26 protein-coding genes, 1 tRNA gene and 1 pseudogene are annotated in these 25,998 nt (G+C 59.0%); 14 read left to right on the top strand and 14 right to left on the bottom strand.

Annotation, left to right across the window (positions count from 1 at the left end):
* Positions 1–365: 365 nt before the first annotated feature.
* The 3 genes from LB536_RS18145 to LB536_RS18135 all read left to right on the top strand — a co-directional run bounded on the left by LB536_RS18145 (position 366) and on the right by LB536_RS18135 (position 3,523).
* Positions 366–1,766, top strand: a complete 1,401-nt coding sequence (locus LB536_RS18145; protein ID WP_140809406.1) for an oligosaccharide flippase family protein — start codon at positions 366–368, stop codon at positions 1,764–1,766.
* Positions 1,766–3,046: a GNAT family N-acetyltransferase gene (locus tag LB536_RS18140; protein ID WP_224595143.1), complete on the top strand. Its 1,281-nt coding sequence runs from the start codon at positions 1,766–1,768 to the stop codon at positions 3,044–3,046. Before LB536_RS18145 ends, LB536_RS18140 begins: the two co-directional genes overlap by 1 nt.
* 63 nt (positions 3,047–3,109) lie before the next feature.
* Complete coding sequence (locus LB536_RS18135; protein ID WP_224595141.1) at positions 3,110–3,523, top strand: hypothetical protein; 414 nt, start codon at positions 3,110–3,112, stop codon at positions 3,521–3,523.
* Positions 3,524–3,588: 65 nt separating this feature from the next.
* Here LB536_RS18135 and LB536_RS18130 read toward each other — a convergent pair whose 3' ends face one another.
* Positions 3,589–4,131 carry an SOS response-associated peptidase gene (locus tag LB536_RS18130; RefSeq protein ID WP_224595140.1) on the bottom strand — a complete coding sequence of 181 codons (543 nt, stop codon included), beginning with the start codon at positions 4,129–4,131 and terminating at the stop codon, positions 3,589–3,591.
* A gap of 307 nt (positions 4,132–4,438) precedes the next feature.
* Here LB536_RS18130 and LB536_RS18125 point away from each other — a divergent pair, with 307 nt between their 5' ends.
* Positions 4,439–4,642, top strand: coding sequence for a CsbD family protein (locus tag LB536_RS18125; RefSeq protein WP_140754230.1), 204 nt, complete (start codon positions 4,439–4,441; stop codon positions 4,640–4,642).
* Positions 4,643–5,464: 822 nt separating this feature from the next.
* Here LB536_RS18125 and LB536_RS18120 read toward each other — a convergent pair.
* The 8 genes from LB536_RS18120 to LB536_RS18085 form a co-directional block, all read right to left on the bottom strand.
* Positions 5,465–5,549: transfer RNA gene (locus LB536_RS18120), tRNA-Leu, on the bottom strand.
* A 116-nt stretch (positions 5,550–5,665) separates the two neighbouring features.
* The gene (locus tag LB536_RS18115; protein WP_224595139.1) at positions 5,666–6,721 is read right to left on the bottom strand and encodes a tyrosine-type recombinase/integrase; all 1,056 of its coding nucleotides are present in this window, start codon (positions 6,719–6,721) and stop codon (positions 5,666–5,668) included.
* Positions 6,711–7,055, bottom strand: a complete 345-nt coding sequence (locus LB536_RS18110; RefSeq protein ID WP_224595138.1) for a MarR family winged helix-turn-helix transcriptional regulator — start codon at positions 7,053–7,055, stop codon at positions 6,711–6,713. The genes LB536_RS18115 and LB536_RS18110 overlap by 11 nt, the downstream gene beginning before the upstream one ends.
* A 734-nt stretch (positions 7,056–7,789) precedes the next feature.
* On the bottom strand, positions 7,790–8,971 hold the full coding sequence (locus LB536_RS18105; RefSeq protein WP_224595137.1) for a hypothetical protein: 1,182 nt from the start codon (positions 8,969–8,971) through the stop codon (positions 7,790–7,792).
* A gap of 83 nt (positions 8,972–9,054) precedes the next feature.
* The gene (locus tag LB536_RS18100) at positions 9,055–9,540 is read right to left on the bottom strand and encodes a ribonuclease H (RefSeq protein WP_224595136.1); all 486 of its coding nucleotides are present in this window, start codon (positions 9,538–9,540) and stop codon (positions 9,055–9,057) included.
* Entirely contained in the window at positions 9,537–9,893 is a 357-nt protein-coding gene (locus LB536_RS18095) for a hypothetical protein (RefSeq protein ID WP_224595135.1), read from the bottom strand. Before LB536_RS18095 ends, LB536_RS18100 begins: the two co-directional genes overlap by 4 nt.
* Positions 9,894–10,540: 647 nt before the next feature.
* Positions 10,541–10,702, bottom strand: a complete 162-nt coding sequence (locus LB536_RS18090) for a hypothetical protein (RefSeq protein ID WP_224595134.1) — start codon at positions 10,700–10,702, stop codon at positions 10,541–10,543.
* A gap of 33 nt (positions 10,703–10,735) precedes the next feature.
* On the bottom strand, positions 10,736–11,290 hold the full coding sequence (locus tag LB536_RS18085; RefSeq protein ID WP_224595133.1) for a recombinase family protein: 555 nt from the start codon (positions 11,288–11,290) through the stop codon (positions 10,736–10,738).
* A gap of 758 nt (positions 11,291–12,048) precedes the next feature.
* Between LB536_RS18085 and LB536_RS18080 the strand changes: the two genes are divergently transcribed.
* The 4 genes from LB536_RS18080 to LB536_RS18065 all read left to right on the top strand — a co-directional run bounded on the left by LB536_RS18080 (position 12,049) and on the right by LB536_RS18065 (position 16,933).
* Entirely contained in the window at positions 12,049–12,291 is a 243-nt protein-coding gene (locus tag LB536_RS18080; RefSeq protein WP_224595132.1) for a DUF982 domain-containing protein, read from the top strand.
* A gap of 80 nt (positions 12,292–12,371) precedes the next feature.
* On the top strand, positions 12,372–12,761 hold the full coding sequence (locus tag LB536_RS18075; RefSeq protein ID WP_224595130.1) for a response regulator: 390 nt from the start codon (positions 12,372–12,374) through the stop codon (positions 12,759–12,761).
* A gap of 986 nt (positions 12,762–13,747) precedes the next feature.
* Positions 13,748–14,659 carry a hypothetical protein gene (locus LB536_RS18070; protein ID WP_224595127.1) on the top strand — a complete coding sequence of 304 codons (912 nt, stop codon included), beginning with the start codon at positions 13,748–13,750 and terminating at the stop codon, positions 14,657–14,659.
* Between the two features lie 63 nt (positions 14,660–14,722).
* Positions 14,723–16,933, top strand: a complete 2,211-nt coding sequence (locus LB536_RS18065; RefSeq protein WP_224595125.1) for a P-loop NTPase fold protein — start codon at positions 14,723–14,725, stop codon at positions 16,931–16,933.
* Positions 16,934–17,093: 160 nt separating this feature from the next.
* On the opposite strand, the pseudogene LB536_RS18060 reads toward LB536_RS18065, so the two are convergent.
* Positions 17,094–17,252: pseudogene (locus LB536_RS18060) on the bottom strand (SOS response-associated peptidase); the annotation flags it as partial.
* A gap of 180 nt (positions 17,253–17,432) precedes the next feature.
* Between LB536_RS18060 and LB536_RS18055 the strand changes: the two are divergent.
* Positions 17,433–18,476: a hypothetical protein gene (locus LB536_RS18055; protein ID WP_224595123.1), complete on the top strand. Its 1,044-nt coding sequence runs from the start codon at positions 17,433–17,435 to the stop codon at positions 18,474–18,476.
* Between the two features lie 34 nt (positions 18,477–18,510).
* Here LB536_RS18055 and LB536_RS18050 read toward each other — a convergent pair whose 3' ends face one another.
* On the bottom strand, positions 18,511–18,870 hold the full coding sequence (locus LB536_RS18050; protein ID WP_224595120.1) for a hypothetical protein: 360 nt from the start codon (positions 18,868–18,870) through the stop codon (positions 18,511–18,513).
* A gap of 511 nt (positions 18,871–19,381) precedes the next feature.
* On the opposite strand from LB536_RS18050, the gene LB536_RS18045 reads away from it, so the two are divergent.
* Both LB536_RS18045 and LB536_RS18040 read left to right on the top strand, forming a co-directional pair.
* Positions 19,382–19,975 (top strand): YqaA family protein, encoded by a 594-nt coding sequence (locus LB536_RS18045; RefSeq protein ID WP_224595116.1) that lies wholly within the window; start codon positions 19,382–19,384, stop codon positions 19,973–19,975.
* Between the two features lie 83 nt (positions 19,976–20,058).
* Positions 20,059–20,577 (top strand): disulfide bond formation protein B, encoded by a 519-nt coding sequence (locus LB536_RS18040; protein ID WP_224595113.1) that lies wholly within the window; start codon positions 20,059–20,061, stop codon positions 20,575–20,577.
* 151 nt (positions 20,578–20,728) lie between these two features.
* Here LB536_RS18040 and LB536_RS18035 read toward each other — a convergent pair whose 3' ends face one another.
* Positions 20,729–21,286 (bottom strand): HNH endonuclease, encoded by a 558-nt coding sequence (locus LB536_RS18035; RefSeq protein ID WP_027143453.1) that lies wholly within the window; start codon positions 21,284–21,286, stop codon positions 20,729–20,731.
* 188 nt (positions 21,287–21,474) lie between these two features.
* Positions 21,475–22,116 carry a DNA-3-methyladenine glycosylase family protein gene (locus LB536_RS18030; RefSeq protein WP_224595110.1) on the bottom strand — a complete coding sequence of 214 codons (642 nt, stop codon included), beginning with the start codon at positions 22,114–22,116 and terminating at the stop codon, positions 21,475–21,477.
* Between the two features lie 75 nt (positions 22,117–22,191).
* Here LB536_RS18030 and gluQRS point away from each other — a divergent pair, with 75 nt between their 5' ends.
* Together gluQRS and LB536_RS18020 are read left to right on the top strand one after the other, a co-directional pair.
* The gene (gene gluQRS, locus LB536_RS18025; RefSeq protein WP_224595108.1) at positions 22,192–23,067 is read left to right on the top strand and encodes a tRNA glutamyl-Q(34) synthetase GluQRS; all 876 of its coding nucleotides are present in this window, start codon (positions 22,192–22,194) and stop codon (positions 23,065–23,067) included.
* 150 nt (positions 23,068–23,217) lie between these two features.
* A complete protein-coding gene (locus LB536_RS18020) occupies positions 23,218–24,114 on the top strand; it encodes a DMT family transporter (RefSeq protein WP_140754242.1) in 897 nt (298 codons plus the stop codon).
* A 104-nt stretch (positions 24,115–24,218) separates the two neighbouring features.
* Here LB536_RS18020 and LB536_RS18015 read toward each other — a convergent pair whose 3' ends face one another.
* Positions 24,219–25,070 carry a YihY/virulence factor BrkB family protein gene (locus LB536_RS18015; RefSeq protein WP_140754244.1) on the bottom strand — a complete coding sequence of 284 codons (852 nt, stop codon included), beginning with the start codon at positions 25,068–25,070 and terminating at the stop codon, positions 24,219–24,221.
* A 58-nt stretch (positions 25,071–25,128) separates the two neighbouring features.
* On the opposite strand from LB536_RS18015, the gene LB536_RS18010 reads away from it, so the two are divergent.
* Positions 25,129–25,995: an SDR family oxidoreductase gene (locus LB536_RS18010; RefSeq protein ID WP_140754246.1), complete on the top strand. Its 867-nt coding sequence runs from the start codon at positions 25,129–25,131 to the stop codon at positions 25,993–25,995.
* The last annotated feature ends 3 nt before the right edge of the window (positions 25,996–25,998 follow it).

The following is a 25,998-nucleotide window of genomic DNA, read 5'->3' as shown; positions in this document are numbered from 1 at the left end:
GCACTGCATCCCTTCTCCCCGTCACTATACGGGGAGAAGGTGGCCCGAAGGGTCGGATGAGGGGCGGCGCCAAGTTCGGCAATTAGCGTTTGTTTGTGGCAAAAACGATGCCTCGCCCGCTCCCCCGCGAGCCGGTTCGTCCGCAGATGGTCTTCCTTCCTCTTCCCGCCTCAGCGCAAAATCTCCGAAACCCGGCGCCGCCCCTCATCCGCCTGCCCGTCCTCCGCAGCAGCTGCGGAGGTGGACCGGCACCTTCTCCCCCTTATAGTGACGGGTAGAAGGAAGCTCCTCACCCAACCGTTTCTTAAGGTGTCTTCGCTACACCAAAGCCTGAAAAAAGAGGCGGAAGACGGAGAGAAATCGGGGTGCGCTTTTCCGCGGCCACGACTGCCGGGCGGTTCTTGCCGCAGCGTTTGGCGCTGCGCGTGGGGCCGCTGCTTGACCGCATCGATGCCGCGTTGTTCACCGCCGATGAACGCGGCGAGGCCGGCCGCATGTCGGTCATCGCCTTCTCCATCCGCATCGTCAGCGCCGTCATCGCCTTCATCAGCCAGGTGTTGATGGCGCGCTGGATGGGCTCGTTCGAATACGGTATCTTCGTGCTGGTCTGGGTGACGATGGTCATCGTCGGCAACCTCGCCTGCCTCGGTTTCCACACATCGGTCATCCGCTTCATTCCCGAATACCGCGAGCGCGGCCTGATGGATGAATTGCGCGGCATCGTCGTGGCCAGCCGCCTGTTCGTGCTGATCGCCTCGACACTGATCGCCGGGCTCGGCGCCCTCGGCGTCTGGCTGGCCGCACCCTGGATCGAAAACTACTACGTGATCCCGTTCATCCTCGGCGTCATCTGCCTGCCGATGATCGCGCTGTCGGATTTGCTGCAAGGACTGGCGCGCGCCAATTCATGGGCATTGTTCGCGCTGTCGCCGACCTACCTTATACGGCCGGTGCTGATCCTGCTGTTCATGGCGCTGATGCTGTGGGCGGGCTACGCCCCTGACGCGCGGACGGCGATCTTCGCCTCGATCGCCGCTACCTACGTCACCACGCTAAGCCAGCTCATCGGCATCACCCAGCGCATGGAAAGGCAGATTCCGGCCGGCCCGATGAAGGTGCATTTCGCGCAATGGTTCGTCGTCTCGCTGCCGATCTTCCTGGTCGAGAGCTTCTTCTTCCTGCTGACCAATGCCGATGTGCTGATGGTCGGCGCCTATATGGATCCAAACGACGTCGCCGTCTATTTCGCCACGGTCAAGACACTGGCGCTGGTGCATTTCGTCTATTTCGCGGTCAAGGCCGGCGTCGCCCAGCGCTACGCGCAGTTCACCCACGGCGAGCCGGAAAAGCTCGCCGTCTTCGCCCGCGAGACGGTGTCGTGGACATTCTGGCCCTCGCTGCTGATGGCGTTCCTGGTGCTGGCGCTGGGCGAACCGATGCTGGTGCTGTTCGGCCCGGAATTCACGTCCGGCTATCCGCTTCTGTTCCTGCTCGTCTTCGGCGTCGTGGCGCGTGCCGCCGTCGGTCCTTGCGAAAGCCTGCTCACCATGAGCGGCAACCAGAATGTCTGCGCCGCCGTCTATGCCATGACACTCGCCTTCAACATCGGACTCAACGTGGTGCTGATCCCGCTTTTCGGCCTGTGGGGCGCGGCCATGGCCACCGCCTTTGCGATGATCTTCGAGGCCGGCGCGCTGTCCTTCACGGTCTGGCGCAAGCTCGGCATCGTCATGGCGATCTTCGTGCCTGCCAAAGGAGCCGCCTGATGGCCGCCATCCCCTTGCTCGAGGAAACCAGCGGCGGTCCCGCCGGCGCCATGGTGTCCGGCCTTGCCGGGCTGGCGCGCGACGCCGACCCGGCCCATATCGAGATCCTCGCCAACAACCGGCCCGAGCGCAAACTGGCCATCTACCCGGCATCGGCCGGCTTCGACCTGGTCGAGGAGTTGGACTATCTCTGCGCCCGCACGATCGAGCCGAACGTCTTCTTCAACCCACGCTTCCTGGCGCCGGCCATGCCCCGGCTGGAAGACCGTGAGGTGCGTCTCGCAGTGATCCGCGACGGTGATGAATACCGCAACCGGCTGCGCCTGCTGGTGCCGATCTCGGTGGAACGGCCGGTGGTGCCGCTGGGCGTTCCGGTCATGCGCACATGGTCGAGCCCGTTCGGCCCGCTCGGCACGCCGCTGATCGACCGCGACGATCCGGTCGGCGTGGTCGAGGATTTCTTCTCGATGCTGTCGCGCCCGCATTTGAAGCTGCCGAAAGTCCTGGTCCTGCCCGACATCAGGCTGGACGGTCCTGTGGCGAGCCTGATCGGCACCGTGGCCGAGACGCGCGGCCTGATGCTGGTCACCACGGGCCAGACCCCGCGCCCGATGCTGGAGAGCGAGCTCGAGGGCGACGATTATCTGAAGGCTTCGCTGCGCGCGCACCATTACCGCGAGTTCCGCCGCCTCAAGCGGCGCCTCGGCGATCTCGGCAAGCTCGAACATGTCGTGGCACGCGGCCCCGAGGAGATCCGCCACGCCATCGAACACTTCCTGACGCTGGAAGCGTCCGGCTGGAAAGGCCGCGAGCGCACCGCCATGGCGATCGACCGTTTCCGCGCCGCCTTCGCGCGCGAGGCGGTGCACCGGCTGGCCGAACAGGACATGTGCCGCATCCATTCGCTGACACTCGACGGCCGCACCATCGCTTGCCTGATCGTCTTCGTCGAGGCCGGCGTCGCCTATACCTGGAAGACCGCCTATGACGAGACGCTTGCCGTCTATTCGCCCGGCACGCTGCTGATGATCGAGGTCACCAGGCAGCATCTCGACGACCCCAACATCATGATGACCGATTCCTGCGCCGTGCCCGACCACCCGGTGATGAGCCGGCTATGGAGCGAGCGCAAACCGGTCGGCACGCTGGTGATCGGGTTGACCAGGGACTCCGACCGTCTCGCCCGCCAGGCCGCCTCGCAACTGCATCTCTACCGCGAGACGCGCAACATGGCGCGCCTGCTGCGCAACCGGATGAAGAGTTTGCTGAAAAGGCGGTAGTGCCATCGAGAGCATGGATCGGCCGCGGGAGGAAGTTTGGGTGCCCTTGCAAGGCATAGATTGGTGAATTCCCTTCTAGCGCTATTCATCCCGCCAGATCACGCGGCGCACGAATTTGATCCCAACCAACCGACGGTATCGAACTCTAACCGCCTCCTCACCGACAAGGTGGAGCAATTCCGCATCTATGCTCTCGCTCGTGCGGCATATCTGGCAGGTCATCCTGCCGCGCAGCGCCTCGATCGGTACATTCCCGTAGACTTCTCTCAGCTCTGCCGGCTTGAAGAACCGTTTGATGTTGCAGTTCCGGCAACGAATGAGCGCGACCTGCCCCGCATTGTGGGCATGCATAAGGGTCCATGGCGCGCCTTTGTGCCATCGTTCGGGTTGGTCGGGCATACGGCAGAAAGAGGAACATATTCCTCTCTCGTCAAGGGTGGGGTTGCCACTTTGTACCAGTTTCGTTCACTTTGCTAAATTAGCCGCAGGAGCCATCCCGTCTCATGCTCAAGATGGTTTGACCGGTGATCGGCCGTCGCTCGTCACGAGCGTTCGGATCGAACTGTCTCCACGGAAAGCGACCCGGCCGGAAGCGGCTGTAAAAGGTCGGCCTCGGGCTCCGTCAGATTGATCCAGGCGGACCACTTCTCTGGCTGGAGCACCACGACCTGGCGATTGTGGTACGGCGCGACGTCTGGTCCCGGCTCAGTCGTCAACATCGTAAATGTCGGCGGCTTGTTGCCGGTCCCTTCGCGCCACAAGCCTGCAATCGCCATGAATGGCGCGCGGTTCAGCGTGAACCGATGCTTTGCCTTGGGGTACTTCGTGCCCGTGAATTCGAAGAACCCCGACGCCGGCACCAGACAGCGCTTGCTATTCCCGAATTGCCGGCCTTCCGAGCGGAAGTTGAAGACAGGGCCGCCCTTTGGCCCGACCGGTGGAAATCCGAACGCCATCGAAGCCAGTTCTACCGCGTCGCCGGCAGCGCGCATGATTGGTGCCGGATCGTTAATGTGGATGTCGTCCACCCTTGGCAAATCGAGTTCACTTTGATGATCCGGGATTTTGAGCGCCAGCGACGCCATCGTGCGGCAATATTCGGCCCAAGCGACATGTTGCTCGTAATCGTTGCACCTGAATGGCTCCGGAGCGCTCACCGCCACCTAAAACTACGGCGCGAGCCCGAAATGGCAAGCAGGTCACCAATGATGTTGGCTTCGGTCTCGGCGTTAACAAATGCAGCGCGCGCCCGCGCGACGCGACCCAACAGGTTCTGGATACCCGCAGCTGAATAAGGCAAGCTATTCCGGAACATTTTAGCAGAGCTGGATGTTGGATGTCATGACGGGGCCATGCTCGCCCTGCTTTGGACAGATCATCGAGGAGAGAACCATGGATTGGAACCGCATCGAAGGGAACTGGAAGCAATTCAAGGGCAAGGTGAAGGAACAGTGGGGCGATCTCACCGACGACGATCTCGACCAGATCGCCGGGAGGCGCGACCAACTGGAGGGCAAGATTCAGGAACGCTACGGCATCGCGAAGGATCGCGTTCGCCAGGAGGTCGACGACTGGTATCGCCGCCAAACCTGGTAGTTCCTTCAAACGTCCGTTTGTTGAGAAGGCGCCGGCATGCGCCGGCGTCGTTCTTCTCTTCCGTCCTAGGCAGACGGCTGCGGTGTCCTCAGCTTTGACTGGCAGACTGAGAACTGGCCGACTGGCAAACTCCGGCCACACGGGCGCCATCAGCTTTGAAAGCCTTCCCGCGCGCCACCTCCGGTGAAATGCTTCCTGAATTTCAAACGGTGTGTTGATCGCGATGGTCGAAACAGACGGCCATGGTCCGACCAGTTGCGAATTTGACCACCGCCTCCACCAGGGCGTCATTGCTGCACGGCCAGTCCGGCGCCAGGCGTCGAACCTCCGCGATCACTTCCCGTGTGGAGACTATCGCAAATGCCTCCCGCCCCGATAGCGTTATGGAAACAAGCTCTTCGCTTGTCAGGCGAGGTAAGATCCGATGCCGCGTCATGTTCACCGCGTTTCCTCCCAACGATGAACGTTAAAGATAGAGCCTAGCGCGAAGCCCTGAGGTCAGCGAGCTAAAATGTGGTCTGACCAAAATGGCTCACGCCCTCGGTATTGGGGTTGGATTTGTTGACTTCAAAGCGATCAAATGGTGCCCCTAGCCGGGATCGAACCAGCACTCCTTGCGGAACTCGATTTTGAGTCTAGTGGAAGGGCGGTGCGTGAAGCGGGAAGCGAGTGCGCACAGCCTTGTGGGCAAAGGCTTTGAGGCCATCACGCCTGCAAAGGTCCACCACACTCGCTGAGGGAATTTCCAGCGATTTTACCACAGGTTTTACCACAGGTCTTTGCGCTGGTCACAGGCGGTAGATTTATCGACTAGGGAGCGGCTGGTGCGGGTAGTCGGGGTCGAACCGACACGCCTTGCGGCGCGGGATTTTGAGTCCCGTGCGTCTGCCAATTCCGCCATACCCGCTGATGGAATTGCCGCCGGATTAGCACGGCTTTTCCCAGAGGTCTAGGCAGACAGCTGCCGTATTTGTTCGAACTGGGACTCTCCAATGTCATTGAACGGCCACACGGCGTGGTGGCCTAGGAAATAGAACATGCAGATTTTGGGACTGCTTCTGTTTGATAGGCAGGCACCGGCTCCAGGAACTTCACCACGTCAGCCAGATCATTGGGAGCCAACTTGGCGTAGCGGATGGTGGTTGCGATGGTCTTGTGGCCCATCCATATCTGGACGCGCCTGAGGTCCACTCCCCGCTGCACAAGGCGGCTGGCGGTGGTGTGGCGGAAGGTGTGGAAGGTCACGTCATCGTAGCCCAGCTTCTCGGTGAGCCGGTCGAGGCGGGTCCGCACGTTGCGGTACACCTCGGCCACGAAGGGGCCTCCTGGCCTGTTACGGCGGCGCTTGAGGACCTCCTGCACTCTCTGGGTCAACGGCATGGCGAACGGGTTGTTGGCCTTGCGCTGCCATATGATCCAGCTTGTGAGCGCCGGGTTGAACCAGTCCCACTTGGCATTGGCGATTTCGGAGAACCGGGCTCCGGTGTCGAGGGCGAACACCATGAGGTCCCTTAGGTCGGGGTCCTCAAAGTAGGATGCCGTTGAAAGCAGGAGCTTCTCCTCCTGTGGATATATGAACCGAAGCTTATGGGCGTTCTCCTTGAGCCTCCTGGGCCACGGCGGACGGGTGTGCACCACGTCCAGCTCTATCGCCACCTTGAACAGTGAGGACAGCGCCGAGAGCTTGCGGTTGATGGTCCCGTTCTGGTTTCCCGTCGAGCGGAAGATGCGGATCAGCCGGTCGATCTCCTTGCGGTCAATCTCTACCATGAGCTTGGTCTTACCCACGATTGTGGAGACCTCCTGCACGATCCTCTCGATGTTGAGGTGGTAGGTGGGGTTGTCCTGCCAGTGGTTCTCAAGGGCGTACTTCGCCACCTGTTGGAAGGTGGAGATTGTGCCCCCAGAGATGCGGCCCTTCGAGGCTGGAAGAGGGGCAGGACGCCCCATCTTCACCGCATGTCGAACATCTTGCTCCCAGCCATCGCCCTCGGCAAAGGTGTCGAACGTGGCCCGGTAGCGCTCACCCGCCACCATGAACTCGGTGTGGAATGAGTTTCCCCTTTTTTTAGTCGGCATTTCTGAAGCCCTCCAAGGCCGAAGCGAGAACGGCTCGGCCTTTTGTGGTGAGGAAGAGATTGCGCTGACGGCGGTCGTCTGCGTCGACTTTGACCGCGACGAGGTTGTGCCCTGGGTTTCCTTTCCGGCCGACATCAGAGAGAGCCGCCACGTTCCTTGAACAAGAGGCGGAGGTTAGCCCAGTCAGTTGCTCAAGATCGCGAACCGAGCATCCCTCGTCTTTCGCAATCAGCAGGAAAATGAGGGCCGTCTGCATTTGCATTTCGCTATCGAGCTTTCGGAACTCCGCTAGAAAGGCAATTGCCTTCGAAAGCTGACCCAATTGGTTTTCCATACGTCGCTCCTTTCACCACCTCGGTGGGAGGGATTACCACCTTCAGTGCAATTACTCTGATAACGGAGGTAATTTATGCATAGGCAAAAATCAAGGGGGGCTTTGGGGATGTACTCTCATCGCGGTAGCAGCCGAGGGCTCGGGCTTGCTTCTTCGTTCCCTGAGGTGGTCTGGAAATTTCTGGTATTTCCGCCAGACGATGTTCCCACTCGGCAGTTCTCTGATGTCTTGGTCAGCCCAGAAGCGCAGAGTATGATCCTTTTTCCAAACCCGCATCGCGCCGCGACGAATTTCAACAGAGGCCTCGGGATCACATCCTGCGACGATCATCTTGCGGGCCAAGGGTGGCATCGGGTCCTGGGCCTTGGGTTCTCTGGTCGTGACGGAAATGTTTCCTTCGGGGAACGTGGCAGTGTCGCTGCCAACCATTTTGACTTGATAGGTGGTGTTGATTAGTTCTTCCTTTCTAAAAAGTTCCCGCCTTCCGTGAAACGTCAGGGCTCACAGAAGCGGTAAGCAGTTGGATGGTGGTCAGGTGCAATGATCCGAGCGAGGCCTGGAAGGCCTGCACGTTTCAAGATTTGGTGTGCTTGGGTCCTGCTTTTGCGTCAGCGGCTCATGGACAGGCACTCGGGACGCTTACGGGCCCCCTATATAGAGAGCCCCAGTGTTCCCCCTATATAGAGAGCCCCAGTGTTACAGACCCAGTGCTATATGGCCTTTTTGGTGATGAATTACCGGATCGATCCATAGGAGACCGACCCCGGTTGCCCTGTGTGATCCATAAAGGCCGTGAGCATCGCTTTCCTTGCAATGTCCTTAGCTGATGTCGGTACCCATATGGCGTCATGAACAGGCAGGGCGGTGACATCAACCTGTTGCAATGACAACAGCACATCGACCATGATCTCACTCTCAACGAACTGAGCTCGATGTCCCATGCCACAGAAGAACACATCCTTCAGTGGGCCATGATAGTCGGCGATAGCATCCATCACCTCCGCTACGGTCAAGCGTGCCGGGAACAGCGGGCGCGTCCCTCTCGGGAACCGGGTCGGCCGCTGGTGCGCAAAAAGCATGGCATTTAGAACCTTCTTGACGCCCTCGCGGTGGCCCTCAAGTCCGGGTACTGAGTAGAGGTCACCAGAAGGTGCAGACACACCCGCCAGCCCATAGAGGATGCGAGCCGACATCTGATCGTAGTCCAATTCAACCACGCTCTCACCGTCGATAAAAATGTTCTCATGCCTGTCGGCCTTGCTCATTGGTTGCCAGAAACCTCCGAACAGCCGGCCGCCGCAATCGAAGCGCCCTTCTGTGAAAATCCGCCGTAGCGTTCGATCGCTTGCGTCACCCGCGAAGCATTCGATATCGGCTTCAGCCAACCGCTGGTTTATCGCGCGGACCTCTCTGCGGTAGGCCATGGTGGCTTCGGTATCGGCATAGGCGATTGTCTCGCCTTGGTCCCAATAGTCCCCCTTCGATCGCTTGAGGATGATGACCTCCCGCGTCGGATTGGCGGCAAAGTCATCTGTCGTCATCCCCTGACCTTCGATTGCCGAAAGCAACTGCGGACCAAGGCCGATGACTGTTTGCCGATCCTCCTGGGGATTTCCTAGCGACTTCCTTCCTATCCGTTGGGTGATCAATCCCAACTCCGGAGAGGCCAGCCTGTCGAGGACATCAGGCAAGGTCTTGCCGAACGAAGGTCCATATCGGCTTTGGCCAGCATGGTGGTCCTTGGATCGGGAAATGCGCAGGCCACCCGCTCGCCCTCTAAAATGGCTATAGAGAACGTCGGATAGAACCGCTGTTACGATCTGCCCGAACTTCCGCTGATCGGCCAGCCGGCGCTTGCGAGTGCGCAGACCTTTGCGCCTTTCATGATCCTCCAGAGAAAGGATTGCATCTTTCACGAGTGTTCGCGCCTTGGCTGACAATGGGACGCGCCATGGGTTAAAGGGACGGGCCATTGCGGGCTCGTTTTGTGTTTTCTGCATCAGGCGGCGAGCTTGCGGAGCCGAGCCGTGTCTGAATTCTTGTGTGCCAGGTAGTCAGCCCTTGTGTTGAAGCTATCGCTGTCCCTAGCGATCCACTGCCAGTCGACGCAGTGCAGAGCAGACAGTCGGTCCAGTTCTTGCCAGAGGTCCACGTTCTCAAGCTTTCCTTTGGCCTTGCGCCAACCGTTCGCCTTCCATTTTGGCAACCAATCAGTCATCCCTCGAACAAGGAGTTGACTGTCGCTCTTCAGGGTCACCGGTCTGCCGTTCGAGTTCAATCGCCCGAGCGCCTTAACGGCGGCGGTAAGTTCCATTCGATTGCTTGTCGATCTGGGTTCGCTTCCGCCGATCTCCTTGCGTTTCAAGACCCGTCTACCGTTGTAGGAGGAAAGGACAGCCGCCCAACCCCCAGGACCTGGATTGCCGCTGCAAGAGCCGTCGGTGTGGATGACGACGCGACGCCCTTCTTCGAGCCCACCCCTCACAACGGCACCTCGGGTCGGTCGTTGGGTTCATCAAGCAGGTTAGCTGCCGACGCCCCCAGGAGCGCCCTTCTAACAGCCTCTGGCTTGTACTTGCGCCGTGACTTTTCCTTCATATCGGCCTCGCCAAGCTGCTCACCGTATTGTGGCAGGTGGGTTTCAGAGAGCTTACCCCAGAGAGCTTTGAGGGTCCTGGGAGCCACGTCGCGATAGACCAGTTTGCTCTTTCCGGCCTTGTGGTCCCAATGGATACCAACGCTGGCATCTGTGAGCGATCGGAACTGTCGGGCCACTTGGAAACGATAGGCGTCCTCTGATTGGAAGCGATACGGACGGGCATGAAGCAGATAACCCATCGCGAGCAACCGAACGATTGCCTCACGATCACGGTTCTCAGCGTCTACCCGCAGGATAGTCTCACAGGCTTGAAGGGTGTTTCGCTGGTAAGGTCGCCCGTGACCTACACGCTCCCTGTAGACGCCACAGGAGGCCACCAGCGCCCGCCAATGGCTTTCCAGGATTGTCCAGGCCTCTGGCGAGGAACGGGTCTCCAGCCACTTCCTAACGGCTTTTTCGTAGGGCTTCAGTTCGTGCCGCCGAATGGCGGTCTGTAGGGGATGCCCATGACGGGCCTTGGTCTTGCTGTGATTGCCACAGAGGGTCGAGTAGCCGGCAGCGGAATTACCGCAGCCAGCAGCTTTGCATATTCTCATATTTTCCTTTCGGTATGGGTTGATTTGGTTTTGATGTCGGACCGTTCTCCCATCGAGGTCCACGTCAAGCCAGTCGCAGGAAGCCCTGCAATTTGCATCTGGGGGAACAACTGATGCCACCTAATTCGTCGGCGTCAGCGCTCTAGGGTCTGTCTACTGCACCCTAAATCGTCCACGTCAGATTTAGATGGCTCTCGTAGCAATCCGCGAGCGGTTTCAAAGCGTCGATTTATGTCGTCGTGCGGAGAGCCAAGCAGGGACAAACCCATGGCCCGACAGATCACTTCCGGCTATTCGCGCCCACCCGGCTCCCGGGGCTGCACTGCCAGCGCAAAGGCGATTGCGAATACGATGCCAATGCCTGCACCACTAAGGAGATTGCCGCGCATCCCGCCTATCCCAAACCCAAGGATGAGACCGATGGCGGCAGCGACTGTCATCTGTCTGTTCATTCGAGGTCTCCGCGTTGAGCGGTGCTACATGCATCAAGCGGTCAATATCTTCTGCACCGTGGCTTTCGAGAAGCCGATCTGCGCAGCCACCTGCCTGATTGAAAGCCCCTCATGCCGCAAGCGTGCAATCTCGGCCACAGTTTCATCGGTGACAAGCTTTGGTCTCCCACCAACTCGCCCTTCGGCCTTAGCCTTCGCGATGCCTTCCATCTGCCGCTCCTTGCGAAGCGCCGTCTCAAACTCTGCGATGGACGCAAGGATACCAAAGACCAGCTTGCCGGTGCGCGTGGTGGTGTCGAGCGTGGGATCATCCAATACCTTGAACCCGACGCCCTTTTTAATGAGCCCTTCAACGATGCCGTGCAGATGGCTTGTCGAGCGCGCCAATCGGTCGAGCTTCGTGATGATCAACGTGTCGCCCTCCCGAAGGTACTGGAGGCAGCTGTCCAGCACGGGCCGGTCGTTATCCAGCCCGGACTTCTTTTCTGCGAAGACCTTCGACGCGCCCGCCCCTTCGAGCCTAGCCGCCTGCAAATCGTAAGCTTGTCCCGCGCTTGAGACGCGAGCATAGCCAATGATCTCGCCCATGCTGTACCCTTTCCTCTTTGAGAAACGCGGACACATAGATAATAGACGCTAAGGGTACAGTCAACCCACCCGTGCTAAAAAGGTATAGGTTTGTGTACACCTGCCTCAGGTAACCGCGCGCGGTCCTCAATGTGCGGAACCGGAGGGGCCACGGGGGAGACTTCGCGCGTGCCTATTATCCGATCACCCGCTCAGAAATTTCGACCAAATATTCCGGCCCCTCACAAAGCTGTTGATTCTCCCAGAGAGTGGCCTCACGGTGTTCAGTCATCACAGCTTGGGGGAGAGCCATGGACGCTCATCCGTCTGCAAGAACGTCACGCACGGCTGCAGAGCTTGTTGGGGCAGTGCTGCAAGACGCCAGCGAGGGAAGTTCCATCTCCCTTAGGGCGACTATTGGAGCCGTTCGTAGCTTGGGTCCTCACCTTATCGAGACTGACTGCGCTTTGGTCCAGATGATCGTTGCGGCGGCCCCAAGGCGTGGCCTGTTCGTCACCTTCGACGTCCGACGGGAGTAACCCCTCCGCAGTCAATACAATCCGACGCCAATGATTACGGTGATGCCGACCAGTACAAACACCGCAATCAGGGCTAGCTCAAATGGGCTCCCACCATTCCCAGTATTGTCCGGCATTTTGCTTGCTCCCAACCCTAGGGTGACATGGCCCGAGACTAGCGTACGACAAGAGCCGTTTAAAGATTTCCCTCGATGAATGTACACTCTTGACTATGTGCATTACAGCTAATGTATTGACTGCATGTCGCTCCATTGGTTCTCACCCCCGGTCCCCATCAGGACCACCGAAGCCGGTGTCAGGCTCCACGTAAGCAACGTCGAGAGCGCCTCCGAGGAACTCCTAAAGTTCACCAAGCGTGGCCCTTATTGGGACCGTGCGTTGAGCGTTTGCATGGCCGCTCTGACCGACTTGGCGACACCTCAAGAAGCCCGAAGGTGCTTCCGGCTGGCTGCCAAGGAGGAGGGGGCGCTGCTACCCGAGTAACATATGTAATTGACGCGGGGGAACAAATCCCCGTTCCGCCCGTTTAGCCGTCGGGGAACTCCAACGAAAACGGCGCTCGCATGTCATCAGGTGTCATCCTATTGGTTGAGGATGAGGGCATTCTACTCTGGGACGTTGAACAATCCTTGGTCGAGGCGGGGTTCGAGGTCGCCTCAGCGTTTAACGCTGCCACGGCGATAGAGACGTTTGATCTTGATCCAGAGCGCATCTCGGCTGTTTTGACGGACATAAGGCTTGGGGACGGCGGTACCGGCTGGGATATCGCCCGTCATGCAAGGGTCACTAGGCCCACCCTTCCCGTCGTCTACATGAGCGGCCATGGTGCAGACGATTGGCCGTCAGAAGGGGTGCCGAACAGCATCATGATCTCCAAGCCGTTCGTCATGGCCCAAGTTATCACTGCGCTGGCCACCTTGCTGAACGCTGCATCCTCTCTGGGGATCTCCTGACCCCCCTCGGTAACAGCCTGACGAGAACTCCAAGGCGGCCCCTGAGGAAGGCTATCAGGTGCCGGAGTGGAGGGGTTCCGCGCCTCACCTATTCACACGTAAGCGGCTGCCCGATACTGTGAGGAGGAGTGGGGTTATCTTGATGGGGCCTGGCGACGATCTGAAGTCCCGTGTCGAGGCTGCGCTTGTTCGCGGCCACCTCAGCCAATGGCAACGTCAATTCCTCCTCGACATGCGTGACCGTCTGGTAAAGTACGGCCCACGCACACGGCTGAGCGCAAAGCAGTGGGCAAAACTCTATGAGATGATAGGTCCCGCACAACCAACCGTCTATTCACCTTCGCAATCGCGTCCGAATAGAATTCCATCGCACTCGCGAACGCGCCGCTGGCGAGGCCGAGCCGCGCGCGAGGGACGGTATTTGGCAGCAAGGTTCGCCAGAACCTTTGCCATCGCTCTGGCGTTGGTCGTCGGGTCTTTGATCTACTCGTTCGTCGTCAAGGGCGGGCACGTCACTTGGCCAAACATGCCATCCTTCGCAACATCAGGCGCAGGGAAGAGGGTGCCACTTCTCAGCTCACAGTTCAGCGTAACGGACGGCGACACCATCCGTCTCGACGGCTCTGCCAAGGGAACCCGGCTGGTCGGTTTCAATGCTCCTGAGAGCATCGAGCCAAGGTGCGCAGTTGAAGCAGACCTTGGGCGTCGAGCGAAGGCGCGACTTACCGAGTTGGTCGCTTCCGCAAAGCTGGAACTGGCGATGATACCTTGCTCCTGTCCCCCCGGGACTGAGGGTACATACCGCTGCAACTATGGACGAAGCTGCGGGTCGCTGTTTGCCAATGGTCAAGACGTGGGTGACGTGCTGATTTCCGAGGGACTAGCCGTGCCATTTGTCTGCGGTGCTACAAGCTGCCCGCCTACACCACGGCCTTGGTGTGGATAGAAATCACTCCGTACCCGACCGGCAAATAAGGAGATGCAAGATGGAATACAAGATTGTCTCCGACTACCTTGGAGGAAAGGTCGAAATCGACATTCCGAAGGAATACTACGAAAGCCTGTCAAGTGCCATCACTATCATCCTAAAAGCAATCGACGCCGAAGAACTCTTTCTAGTCTGCGTATACAATTATGAAGACTATGAGAGAAACTTATTACAAAGCTCCATAGATGATATGTTGTACAAGAAGGATCACTACTCCGATTTTTGGTCGGTCTCAACCAGAGCACATCAGCGGTTGGCAAACTTGCTGAGTTCATGCAGAGCCTATCTCGATCAAATCAGAACAATAGCTGGTGGGCTTGAGGGTTCACCCGCCAGTATTGCTGATAAGATCAAGGCATTGACGAATCAGTGGTATGATAAATCGCTTTCCTACCGGATCATGGAGGGTCTTCGGAACTTCGTGCAGCATCGAGGTTTCGGTGTCCACGGGTTGTCCTTCGGGCACAGGTGGACGCCAAAGGGTGCGGAAGTGAAGCACCGGATGCACTTTTGGTTGGAGCCTCATATATCACGCGCGCGACTGGCGCTGGACGGCAGTGTGAAAAAGTCCCTGTTGGCAGAACTCACCGAGGAGACCATTCCAATCAATCCGCACGTCCGAGAGTACATGAGGGCGATAGGAGAAATTCAGTCTCTATTTCGCGCAGAAACCAGACGGGCCCTTGCCGACGCCAAGGAGCTGGTGGCTGGGGCCCTCAAGAGTTATTGCGAGCAGTCCGAAGGTGGCAGTGCCATCGGGGCCAAAGCTATCGCTGAGGACGGCGGCGTGCGTGTGAGTCAATTCGCAATCCTTCGAGAAACACTCGAATACCACGATGAGATCATCCGCAAGGTAAACGACCTGATCAACCTAGAGCGCCGAGTGATTAGTTCGGTAGGACCAGAATAGCGTCACTCACTCATAAAGACCTGCCCCAAGGCCGGTCTGGCTCGAAAATGGCTCGTGATTTGAATGAAGCAATCCACACAGCCTGATTCTGACCGCCCATTGGATTCCGAGGAGGCTGATCTCTTCGGGTTCGTGGGAATAGCTCGGCGACTGGCGCCAGCCGTCCTAAAGGCCTTGGAAGGTGACGGGATGGTCATTGGCCTGGAAGGGCCTTGGGGGTCTGGAAAGACCACTCTTCTAAACTTTCTGCGCACTGAGTTGAAGCGAACCAAGCCGGAAAATGTTCATGTGATAAGTATCGCTCCGTGGCTCAGTGGAGACATGTCGAACCTAGTTGGCTCTCTGATCGAACCGATGGCTGACATTTTGGACAATGCGGAATTGGGACAAGTCGTTGGCTGGAAACGTCAGGTGGCCAAGATCCGAAAGAAGAGCACCGGTTTAGGCGATCAGCTTAGGGGTTATGGCGCAAAAACTGGGCGGACGCTTGCTCCAGCGGCTCGTTTTGCAGAGTACTTTGCTCCTGGAGCCAAGGTGGCCGCAGATGCTCTGGAGCTCGGTTCTCAATATCTTGAGCAATCACAACGACATCCGACGACAGCAGAAACGAAAGCGGCAATTTCATCCAAGCTTTCCAGCCTTGATGTTGGATTCGTGGTGATACTGGATGACCTTGATAGGTTGGAGCCACCACAGGCGCTTGAGGTTGTCAGATTAATTCGCTCGGTTGCTGATTTTCCTAAGATTGCATACCTTATGTGCTACGATCGCGAGGTATTATCCCAAGCGATAAAAATTGGTTTGAAAATAGAGGATGGCGATCTCTTTCTTCAGAAGATTGTTCAGCTGACGTTCTCAATTCCGCTGCCTGAGCCTTTCGATCTGAGGACGAATTTCCTTACTAAAGCGCTCGAAATTTTTAAAGAAGTCACGGGGGCTGCTCCAAGCGGGGAACTGCTTGACGACCTCAAACGTGCGATAGATCGCGAGGGCTCAGCCCTAAGCACTCCCCGCGAAGTGAAACTCGCACTGAATGGTGTTCGGTTTGTGTATCCGACGGTAGCCGCAGACGTCTACTTCCCGGATATGTGTCGCCTCCATCTGATAAAAACAACGAATCCACCCCTATACCGTTGGCTTGAGGAATATCTCTCGGTTCGCTCTGTACTAGCCACGGGTGACGCTTCTATTGGCAAAGATGAGAGGAAACGACTTGGCGAAAAACTCGCTGCGCTCCTGCCATCCGATGAATCAGATTCCCTGCGGTCAATTTGGAGTTTTCGAAGATTTGTACCAGGGGTCATCAAAAGCGACCAACCAGATCAGCGTGTTTTCTCCACCACGAGCTTGCGGGAAATGGAAGAAATAGTCGCCTTCCGGCGGCTCGGGAGCCCAATTCATTACCGCTACTATTTCGCGTTGACACCTCCCAAAACTGTCATGCCTGACAAGCGGTTTGAGGAACTACTGGAGCTTGCGAGAACAAACCCCGACGCGCTTGCCGAAATCCTCGCGGCGCTATCCGAAGAAAAACGCACCTCTGGCAAGAGTTGGTTCGAGCATGTGCTCAACAGGTTAGACACTGCCAAGATAAATAGCTTGGATGGTAAAACGTTGTCTGGGCTGATACTGTCGATATGTGAGAGTATGGACACTGTTTTAAGAACCGATAATAGGCCGCGCCCATTTTCGATCTCGGTCGAATCGCTCGCGAAGGGAGTTGTCGAAGACTGCCTCAGACGCCTAAGAAGGCTGGATGCTGATATTTTCCAATCGATTTCCCATCGCCTCGCTTCAGAATGCACATCTATGAATTGGTTGGTCGGCACCTTCTTCCGAGGCGAGATTTGGCACCATGGCATTGTTGGCGATCAAAAGAAAAACCCTGAGACCTGGGTTTTCAATGAGAAAGAACTGGGTGGGCTTTTGGATGTTTTGAGAAAAAGAGCCTCCGCCCGAGCGCAGAAGGACAAAATCCCTGACATGCCTGACGTGGCTAGCTACCTTTTTGGATGGAGAGACTTGTCGGGCTTGCCTCAAGTGCAGGCCTGGATAACTGCATATTCAAAACCCGATGAAGGTTTTCTGTTCCTTCTCGACAAATTACGCAGTTGGGCTGTCAGCGACAAAGTTTACTACCCGCTTCAGAAATCGTCCGTAGCTGTGTTCCTAAACTGGGAGGCGACCCTTAAGCGGCTGGACGACTTGAAACAGACAGCGCAGGCAGAAATGGCTACCGAACTCTTGAAGGCGATTGAGCAAGGAAAGCACTAAAGACGTCAGTCTTCTATCAGTAAAAGGCTGCCACGTTCGACGAGCCACGTCCAGAGTTTGGGATTGGTTTGCGAATTTGCACTCGCGCGGCGCGTGTCATCATTCTAGCTCCTACGACAACGACATATGGCCGACTGGCGTCAGGGGCACCTTGAGGAAACTAGATTTGCGTGGCGGGCTTCTCGACGATTGCAAGCACATCGTCCGGCGCCGTCCGCTGTAGCCGCTTGGCTTCGGACCAACGCGCGGTAAGCCACGTCTCGGTCTCCTCTCGGGTTGTGAGGATCACCGGCATCGCCTTCTCGTGGTGCGGTCCCACTCGCGGATGGCGTCTTGGCTGGTGGTAATGTTGTAGAGGTTGGACATCGGTTTCCAATTCCCCGCCCTTATCACTGCATGAACCAGTCCTTTGACAATATATCGATCTCGCAACAATGGGGCCTTGAAATAGCGGATTAACCGGCTCTTACTTGTGAAGGGTAAGTCAGAGTGGGCAACTATGCGTTCGGTTCTGGAAATTTTGGCTGTTTGGTCAATAATCGCGGCCTCGACAATTTTCGCCAATGCGCTGGAATACAAGCCGATTTCGTCCCCAGGAGCACTGCCGTTTCTCATTGTTTCTGGCGAATTTGGGATCAATGAACCGCTGAATGAGTTTAGCAGCGCGATCACTAGCAGCGGTGCTAGAGTAATCGTCTTCGACTCTCCGGGGGGAAGTGTTGGAAGTGCAATGCATCTCGGACGTATGATCCGAGCAGCGGGATTGGACACACTTCAAGTTCGCCAGTTGCAGTGCGCCTCGGCATGTTCGCTGGCTTTCATGGGCGGCGTTCGTCGCGTCGCCGATCCGGGGTCTATTGGCGTTCATCGCTCGTCCTTCGCTCCAGATAGCGGGATGTCTTCCGACGAGGCGGTAACAAACGTTCAAGCCGTCACTGCTGAAATCATGTCCTACATGGCCGAGATGGGCGTGGACCCAAAACTCATGGCCGTGGCGCTGAGCTATGACAAATCAGACATGCGATATCTTTCCGCCAGTGAGATGACGGAACTGCGGGTCACCAACCTCACCTCAGCGCCCCCGACCGTAGATATGTCGCAGGTGCCATCAACGCCTATTCCGCAACCGGCTGAAGCTAGCGCAAACGAACAACAAGAACGACAATTGGAGGGCGCTGCGGCAGCCTTCGTCAAAGGCCTTATTGAGCGCCACGGCGACAACCAAGAAATGGCAATCGCGCAGGTTCTCACGTCCTACGCCGGCATCGTGGACTATTATGGCAAACCGACGGACCTCAGCACAATTGTTGCTGACAAGAAGAGCTATTTCCAACGATGGCCTGAACGGGCATACCACGTCCGGGACGAGAGTGTCATGGTCACATGTGGCAATGCGAGATGCATGGTGTCTGGCAAGTACGACTGGGTTGTTCGCAGCCTGCCAAGGAGCAAGCAGGCAAAAGGTGTGGCCAGCTTCAGCTACACGATTGCTATTGGACCGAACCCCAAAATCATTGCCGAAACCGGGCACGTGGTGCGCTGAGCCACCGGACGGGTTCGAAGGCCGTCAGGCGAAGCTAATCCAACAGAGACGAAACAAATGCCTTTCCTTTGGCCGTCAGACGCAGAGAACGGCGGCGGCGGTCTTTAGGGTCGAAATCGATCGAGACCATGTTGTGCCCGCCGCGCATATCCTTATGGCCTTCCTCCCAATAGTAGACATTTCTGGAAGCGGTGCCCGACTTAAGTCCAACCCGAATTTCGATGTCTTGGACCGAGATTGGCTCCCCCCTGTTTTCAGCCTCGGCAACCTCCAGCAGCGTCAGAATAGTCGAAACCTGCATTTTGGGGTCGAAATGGCTAAACCGCTTCAGCGCCTGAATGAGCGGCTCTAGCGAGTTTTCAGAAGGTCTGTCGGTCAACGCGGTTCCAGTCATCTGCGGGGCGTCCAGAGAGTGCCGGGTCGATACGCAAGCGCAACAACACGCACGATATCTGCTAGGCACGCGGAAAACGCAAATTACCACAGTTACCACAGAATTTTCCCACAAAGCCCTTTCCCACACAATCTAGTTACGTGAGTGGAGACATCGCTGGAAACGCCAAAGCGGCACGAAATCGCGAAGGAAATCATGCCACTAGGGTAATGTCTACGATGGTGTAAATGCCCGGTAGAGTATTTTGAGTCGAGCGCGTCTACCAATTCCGCCATAGGGGCTCAGGCCGGGCGGCCTGGATGGGCGCGGACTATACGGTCGGAGGCCTGTTCGTCAACTGGCCAATTCTCGGTATCGCACCGGATTCGACCAATCTTCGCCTTTTGATTTCGTGGCGCTGCTGCCATTGTGCAGCGCGGAAAATCTTTCTAGACAGGCTGCGCATCAAAGCACGGCGTGTCTGGAGACATGGGTGCGGCGCGGTTTTGGGTCACATGCACTAGGAGAGCCTATGCTTCGCGGACTGTACGACTGGACCCTGTCGCTGGCGGCGCGCAAATCCGCCGAATGGTGGCTGGCCTTCATCGCCTTCGTCGAAAGCTCGGTGTTCCTGGTGCCGGCCGACGTGCTCTATCTGCCGATGGCGTTGTCGCGGCCGGATCGCGCCTATCGCTATGCGCTGATCGCCACCGTCGCCTCGGTGTTGGGCGGCATTGCCGGCTGGTTCATCGGCCACTACGCCTATGACGCGGTGGCGCGGCCTATCCTGGAATTCTATGGCAAGTATGACGAGTTCGAGCAGTTGCGCTCCTCCGCGGGCGTAAGCATCGAGTTCATTGCCCTGATGCTGGTCACCTCGGGTGCGGCGCATCTGCCGCCCATCAAGGTGGTGACGATCCTGTCCGGTGCCCTGGGCGTCAACCTGGCGCTGTTCATCGTGCTGGCCATCATCGCGCGCGGCGGCCGCTTCCTGCTCCTGGCGTGGCTTTTGCGCCGCTATGGCGAGCCAATCCGCGAATTCATCGAAAAGCGTCTGGGCCTCATCGCCGCCGCCGCCGCGGTTGCCCTGATTTTGCTCTATATTCTGATCAAGTACGCTCTCTGACGCTTGTCGCTCAAACCGCGCAACGGTTTCGAGAGCGTGGCAAGCAGATTTGGCGGACGGCGAACACGATGGACGAGAAACCGATGACAGCGACCATGAATGCCGATACCGGACGCCAGCGGACACGCGCTGCCTTGTTTCTCGCGGTCGCGATGGCCGCGACCGTTGGTTCGGCGCTCGGCTTCCAGCACATTGGCGGCTACATCCCCTGCCATCTCTGCCTGGAACAGCGCACGCCGTATTACATCGGCGTGCCCTTGATGGTGCTGGCGGCGATCGCATCGATGCTGCAAGCACCGGCATGGGTGACGCGCGGCTTGCTGGCCATCGGTGGCCTCTTGATGCTCTACGGCCTCTATCTCGGCGTCTACCACTCCGGCGTCGAATGGGCATGGTGGCAAGGTCCTGCCGATTGCACGGCAGGCGCCGGCCCGGTCGACACCGGCGGCAAGGGCGTGCTCGACGCGCTCGACAAATTCGTACCGCCCTCCTGCGACAAGGCGGCGCTGCGCATCCTCGGCCTGTCGCTGGCCGGCTGGAACGCCATCGCCAGCCTGATCCTCGCCGCCGTCGCCTTTCGCGGCGCCCTGGCCCGCGATTAAACCAGCGCGAAGCAGAGTTCGTCCAGAAATTCGGCAAGCTGAATCGAATGGCGCGGCTTCCGAGAACCGGAGCGGAGCGTACTTAAGTACGTGAACACCGGAAGCGCAGAAAGCTGAGTCAGGCGGCCAGCATGGCGGATTCTGACGAACTCTATGGCTCCAGTTCGACATCCCAGTATAGATAATCCATCCAGCTTTCATGCAGATGGTTGGGCGGGAACAGCCGGCCGTTGTTATGCAGATCGTGCACCGTCGGCTGGTACGGCTTCTGCAGAGGCCACATCTTGGCTTGCGACGGCATCATGCCGCCCTTCCTCAAATTGCAGGGCGAACAGGCGGCGACGACGTTCTCCCATGTCGTGGCACCTCCGCGATGGCGAGGAATGACATGGTCGAAGGTCAGGTCGTCGGGCGTGCTGCAATACTGGCACTGGAAACGATCGCGCAGGAAGACGTTGAAGCGGGTGAAGGCCGGATGCCTGGACGGCTTCACATAGGCCTTCAGGCTGACCACGCTCGGCAGCTTCATCGAGAAGGTCGGCGAGGATACCGCGTGCTCGTATTCGGCGACGATGTTCACCCGGTCGAGGAACACCGCCTTGATGGCATCCTGCCAGGACCAGAGCGACAAGGGATAATAGCTGAGCGGACGGTAGTCCGCATTCAGCACCAGCGCTGGAAGCCCATCCGGAGATACGGCAACCGTCACCTTGTTGACCTCCTTGGTTCGCACATGACCCCGAAAATCGAATTCGACTTTCGGAAAGGGTCACGCGCTGCTTCAAAAGCCCGACCGTTCGGCGCGGATACTGTAAGCCTGACATGACAGGGATGTGAAGCGGATTGTCGCTCGCGCGACGTGCCAAAAAAGCATGTTTTTTATGCTTTTTTGCGGATTCAGGTAGGCGGTGCGGCGTCCCGGCCCCTGGTTTCGCGATAATAGGACCAGAAAAGCCGCGATGCGACACCTCGCCACGGGCTCCATGATTCGGCCAGCGCGATCAGCGTTTTCTCCGCTGGACGCGGGTCGATGCCCAGCGCGTGGCCGACAGCGCTCTGCAGGGCGACATCGCGCGCCGGGAAAATATCGGGATGCCCGGCGGCAAACAACAGATACACTTCCGCCGTCCAGGGACCGATGCCGGGCACGGCGGTCATCCTGGTGATTGCCTCCCTGGCGTCGAGCGAACAAAGGTGATGCAGGTCGAGCCCGTCGGCTACGGCCTGCGCGACCGCGATGAGGCCGCGCTGCTTGGGCCGCGACAGGCCGGCCTCGCGAAACATGTCCTCGCCGGCGGCCAGGATCGCCTGCGGCGTCAGCGGATCGACTAGCTTTGTCAGCCGGCCGAAGATGGCATCGGCGCTGGCCCGCGACACCTGTTGCGAGACGATGATCGAGGCCAGGCTCCTGAAACCGGGCTCCGAAAGCCTGAGCGGCACCTCGCCGGCCATGCCGCGCACCTTTTCCAGCCGTGGGTCGAGCGCGCAGAGCGCATCGAGCCCCCGCTCAACGTCGTCCAGTGTCGCGATGCGCTGCATGGTATCCTTGTCCGCGAATGTGCAGCAAAGTAGCAACCGCCAAAACCACAGCACAACCCGATTGCCGCCCGAGACATGACGCTCCTGACATTCCGCTTCGCGCCCAGCCCCAACGGCGAACTGCATCTCGGCCACGCCTATTCGGCGCTGCTCAATCAGAAGCTGGCGATGCATGCGGGCGGCCGCCTGCTGCTGCGCATCGAGGATATCGACACGGCGCGCTGCACGCCGGAGTTCGAGGCGGGCATGCTTGCCGACCTGAAATGGCTGGGCCTGGGCTGGGAAGCGCCGGTGCGCCGCCAGTCGGAGCATTTCGCCGAGTACGGGACGGTGCTGGAGCGGCTGATCCGCGAGGAACTGGTCTATCCCGCCTTCATGAGCCGTGGCGAGATCAGGGCATTCATCGCCGACACCGAAAAGCGCGGACGCGACTGGCCGCGCGATCCCGATGGTGTGCCGCTCTATCCGCCGGCGGACAAGGCGCTGCCGATCAGGGAACGCAACCGGCGCATCGCCGAAAATGCGCCGTTCGCCTGGCGTCTGGACGTCGGCGCCGCCATGGCGCGTGCCGGCAAGGACCTCGCATGGGCCGAATTCAGCGGTGAGACGCTCTCCGCGACGCGTTCCGTCGAGGCTCGCCCGCAGGACTGGGGCGACGTGATCGTGGCGCGCCGCGACATCCCGACCAGCTATCACCTCGCCGTCGTCGTGGACGACGCGCTGCAAGGCGTCAGCCATGTCGTACGCGGACAGGACCTGTTTTCCGCGACCGGGGTGCAGCGGCTGCTCCAGGAGATTCTTGTGTTGCCGCAGCCGGCTTATTTCCATCACCGGCTTATCCTCGGGCCGGACGGGCGAAAACTGTCGAAGAGCCTCAAGGATACCGGCCTCGCCGCCTTGCGCGACGCGGGCGCTTCGCCTCACGACGTCAGAAGGATGGTCGGGCTTTGACCAGTACCATGTCTGGAGAAACGCTCCCCGGACGCGCGACACGTTCAATTCCCATGACGCATGGATCAATCGTTTCGTTTTGCGCGCCGGGTTGAACAGGATTAGAGCATCGTCACGGTCAATTCTCACCAGCGTGGCGGTTTCCGGAAAATGTCCAGCATCAAGCGGTTCATCCCCGCCACCTTCGTCGTCCTTTGGGCGACCGGCTTCATCGGCGCGCGTTACGCCATGCCGTGGGCGGAGCCGTTCACCTTCCTCGCCGCGCGTTTCGTGCTGGCCGCCATCTTGCTGGCCGTCCTGACGCTTGTGCTAGGCTCGAAACCAGCTACCCGCACCGAGGCGCTGCACGCCGCCGGCGCCGGCGTGCTGATGCAAGGCATCTATCTCGGCGCGGTCTTCTGGGCCATTCATAGGGGCATGCCGGCCGGTTTTTCGGCGCTGATCGTCGGCCTGCAGCCGCTGATCACCGCGGTGCTTGCCGGCAAATTTCTGGGCGAAGCCATCCTGCCGCGCCACTGGCTTGGCCTTGCTATCGGGCTGATCGGCATCGTCATCGTGCTCTGGCCAAAACTCGGAGCGCTCGGCGGCGGCGTGACGGCGGCGACGCTGAGCGCGTCGCTGGTCTCGGTGCTCGGCATGAGTGCCGGAACCGTCTGGCAGAAGCGTTTTGCTTCCGGCGGCGACCTTGTATCGGCCACCATGTGGCAATATGTCGGCGGCGCTTCGCTGATGATCCTGGCTTCACTCGCCTTCGAAACGCAAACCGTCGTCATCAATGGCGAATTGATCTTCGCCATGGCCTGGCTGCTGCTGGTGCTGTCGCTCGGCGCCATCTTGCTTCTGATGGTGATGATCCGCGACGGCGAGATGTCGAAAGTGGCGTCGTTGTTCTACCTGGTGCCGGCGGTGACGGCCATCATCGCCTGGGCCCTGTTCGACGAACAGCTCAACGCACTTCAGATCGCCGGCATGGCGATCACCACGTTCGGCGTCGGCCTGGCAACGGCTCGACAGACCAAGGGAAGAATTGAGGAATTGAGGAATTGAGGAATTGAGGAATTGAGGAAAATCGGCCTATCTGGCGCTGTGTACTTCTTCTCAACTCATTAATTCTCCAGTTCTTCAATTCCTCAATTCTTCAGCTCGGCCGGTCAACCGACTCGGGCACGCGCCTCCAAATAACGGCTGATCGCGGCGTTGAGCTCGCCGCCGAGGATGAAGATCGCCGAGACGATGTAGAGGAAAACCACCGCGATCATGATCGAGGCGAGACCGGCATAGGTCGTCACATAGGACGAGAAATGGTCGAGATAGGTGGCGAACATCGTCGAGCCGATAAGCCATGCGGCCAGCGTGAAGACGATGCCCGGTATCAGCGAGACGAACCGGCGCTTGCCGGCCGGCAGCCAGTAGTGGACGGCGAAAAGTCCGCCGATGATGACAGTTGAGGCAATGACGTAGCGCCACAGCGTGATCGTACCCGTATAGGGTTTGATCCACACGAAATGGGCTTCCGCCAGCCGCGCCAGCAGGGGCGCGAACACCAGCAGCACGCTGATAGCCAGGAACCCGGCGGTCGCGATCAGCACGAAGAAGATGCTCTGCACCCGGCGATAAATGATGCCGCGCGTCTCCGTGACCCGATAGGCGCGGTTGAGCGACGTGCGCAGCGCCTCGATGCCGTTGGAGGCAAAGTAGGCGGCAAGCAGCACGCCGTAGGTCAACAGGTCGGTGCGCCTGACGGTCAGCACGTTCAGCACTTCGCGCGCGATAGGCTTGGCGATCTGCTCGGGCCATGTGTCGAAGACCAGATGCACGGCTGTGTCGGCAAAGGCCTGGGCGCCGAGGAAGCTGGCCAGCGTCGTGGCGAAGATCAGGAACGGAAACAGCGCCATCAGCGAGGTGATCGCCAGATGGCTGGCCATCGCCCAGCCGTCATCGGTGTTGAAATGGCCGAGCGCGTCGTAGAGCACGCGGCGCAGGGCGACAATATTCCGCAGCAAGAACGCGCGCTCCCTTCGATTGTCTCGACGCCGCGAATATGGGAAGGGAATGCGGCAAATGGCAACCCTTCGTCAGACCTCGAATTCTCCAGCGGCAGAGTTGCGCACCATCATCGTCACCGGTGCGTCTTCCGGCATAGGCGCCTATTGCGCCCGTGCATTGAAGGCCGAGGGCTGGCGGGTGTTCGCGACGGCGCGCAAGCCGCAAGACATCGCCGCACTCGAAGCGGACGGAATCGAGGCATTCTATCTCGATTACACTGAACCGGCATCGATCGCCGCCCTGGTGACGGCAGTGCTCGACCGCACCGGCGGCAAGCTCGACGCGCTGTTCAACAATGGCGCCTACGCGCAGGCAGGCGCCGTCGAGGATCTGCCCGTTGCGGCGCTCAAGGAGCAGTTCGAGGCCAATTTCTTCGGCTGGCACGACCTGACCCGCCGTCTGGTCCCGGTGATGCGCCGCCAGGGCCACGGCCGCCTCGTCCATTGCTCATCGATCCTGGGTCTCGTGCCGGTGCGCTTCCGCGGCGCCTATTCGGCGTCCAAGCATGCCTTGGAGGCCTTGATGCTCTGCCAGCGCCAGGAACTGGCCGGCAGCGGCATCCATGTCTCGCTGATCGAGCCGGGGCCGGTGAAATCGAAGATCGCCAGCAACGGCCTGCCCTGGTTCCTCGGGAATATCGACCACGAGAATTCCGTGCATCGCGCCGACTATGTCGCGCAGCTGGAGCGCATGCGCGCCGGCGGCAGTCAATCGGCCCTGAAGCCCGGGCCGGAAGTGGTCCACAAGGTGCTTTGCCACGCACTTCTGTCGCGGCGCCCACGCCCGCACTATGTGGTAACAATGTCGGCCAAGATCGGTACCATGCTCAAACGCATCCTGCCGGCAACGATGCTCCACCGCCTGCTCGCCAAGCGCGCCTGAACA

Source organism: Mesorhizobium sp. ES1-3, from assembly GCF_020164795.1.
Lineage (GTDB): Bacteria > Pseudomonadota > Alphaproteobacteria > Rhizobiales > Rhizobiaceae > Mesorhizobium.
Note: the sequence above shows the minus strand (reverse complement) of the source record. Positions and strands in the feature narration are given on the sequence as shown.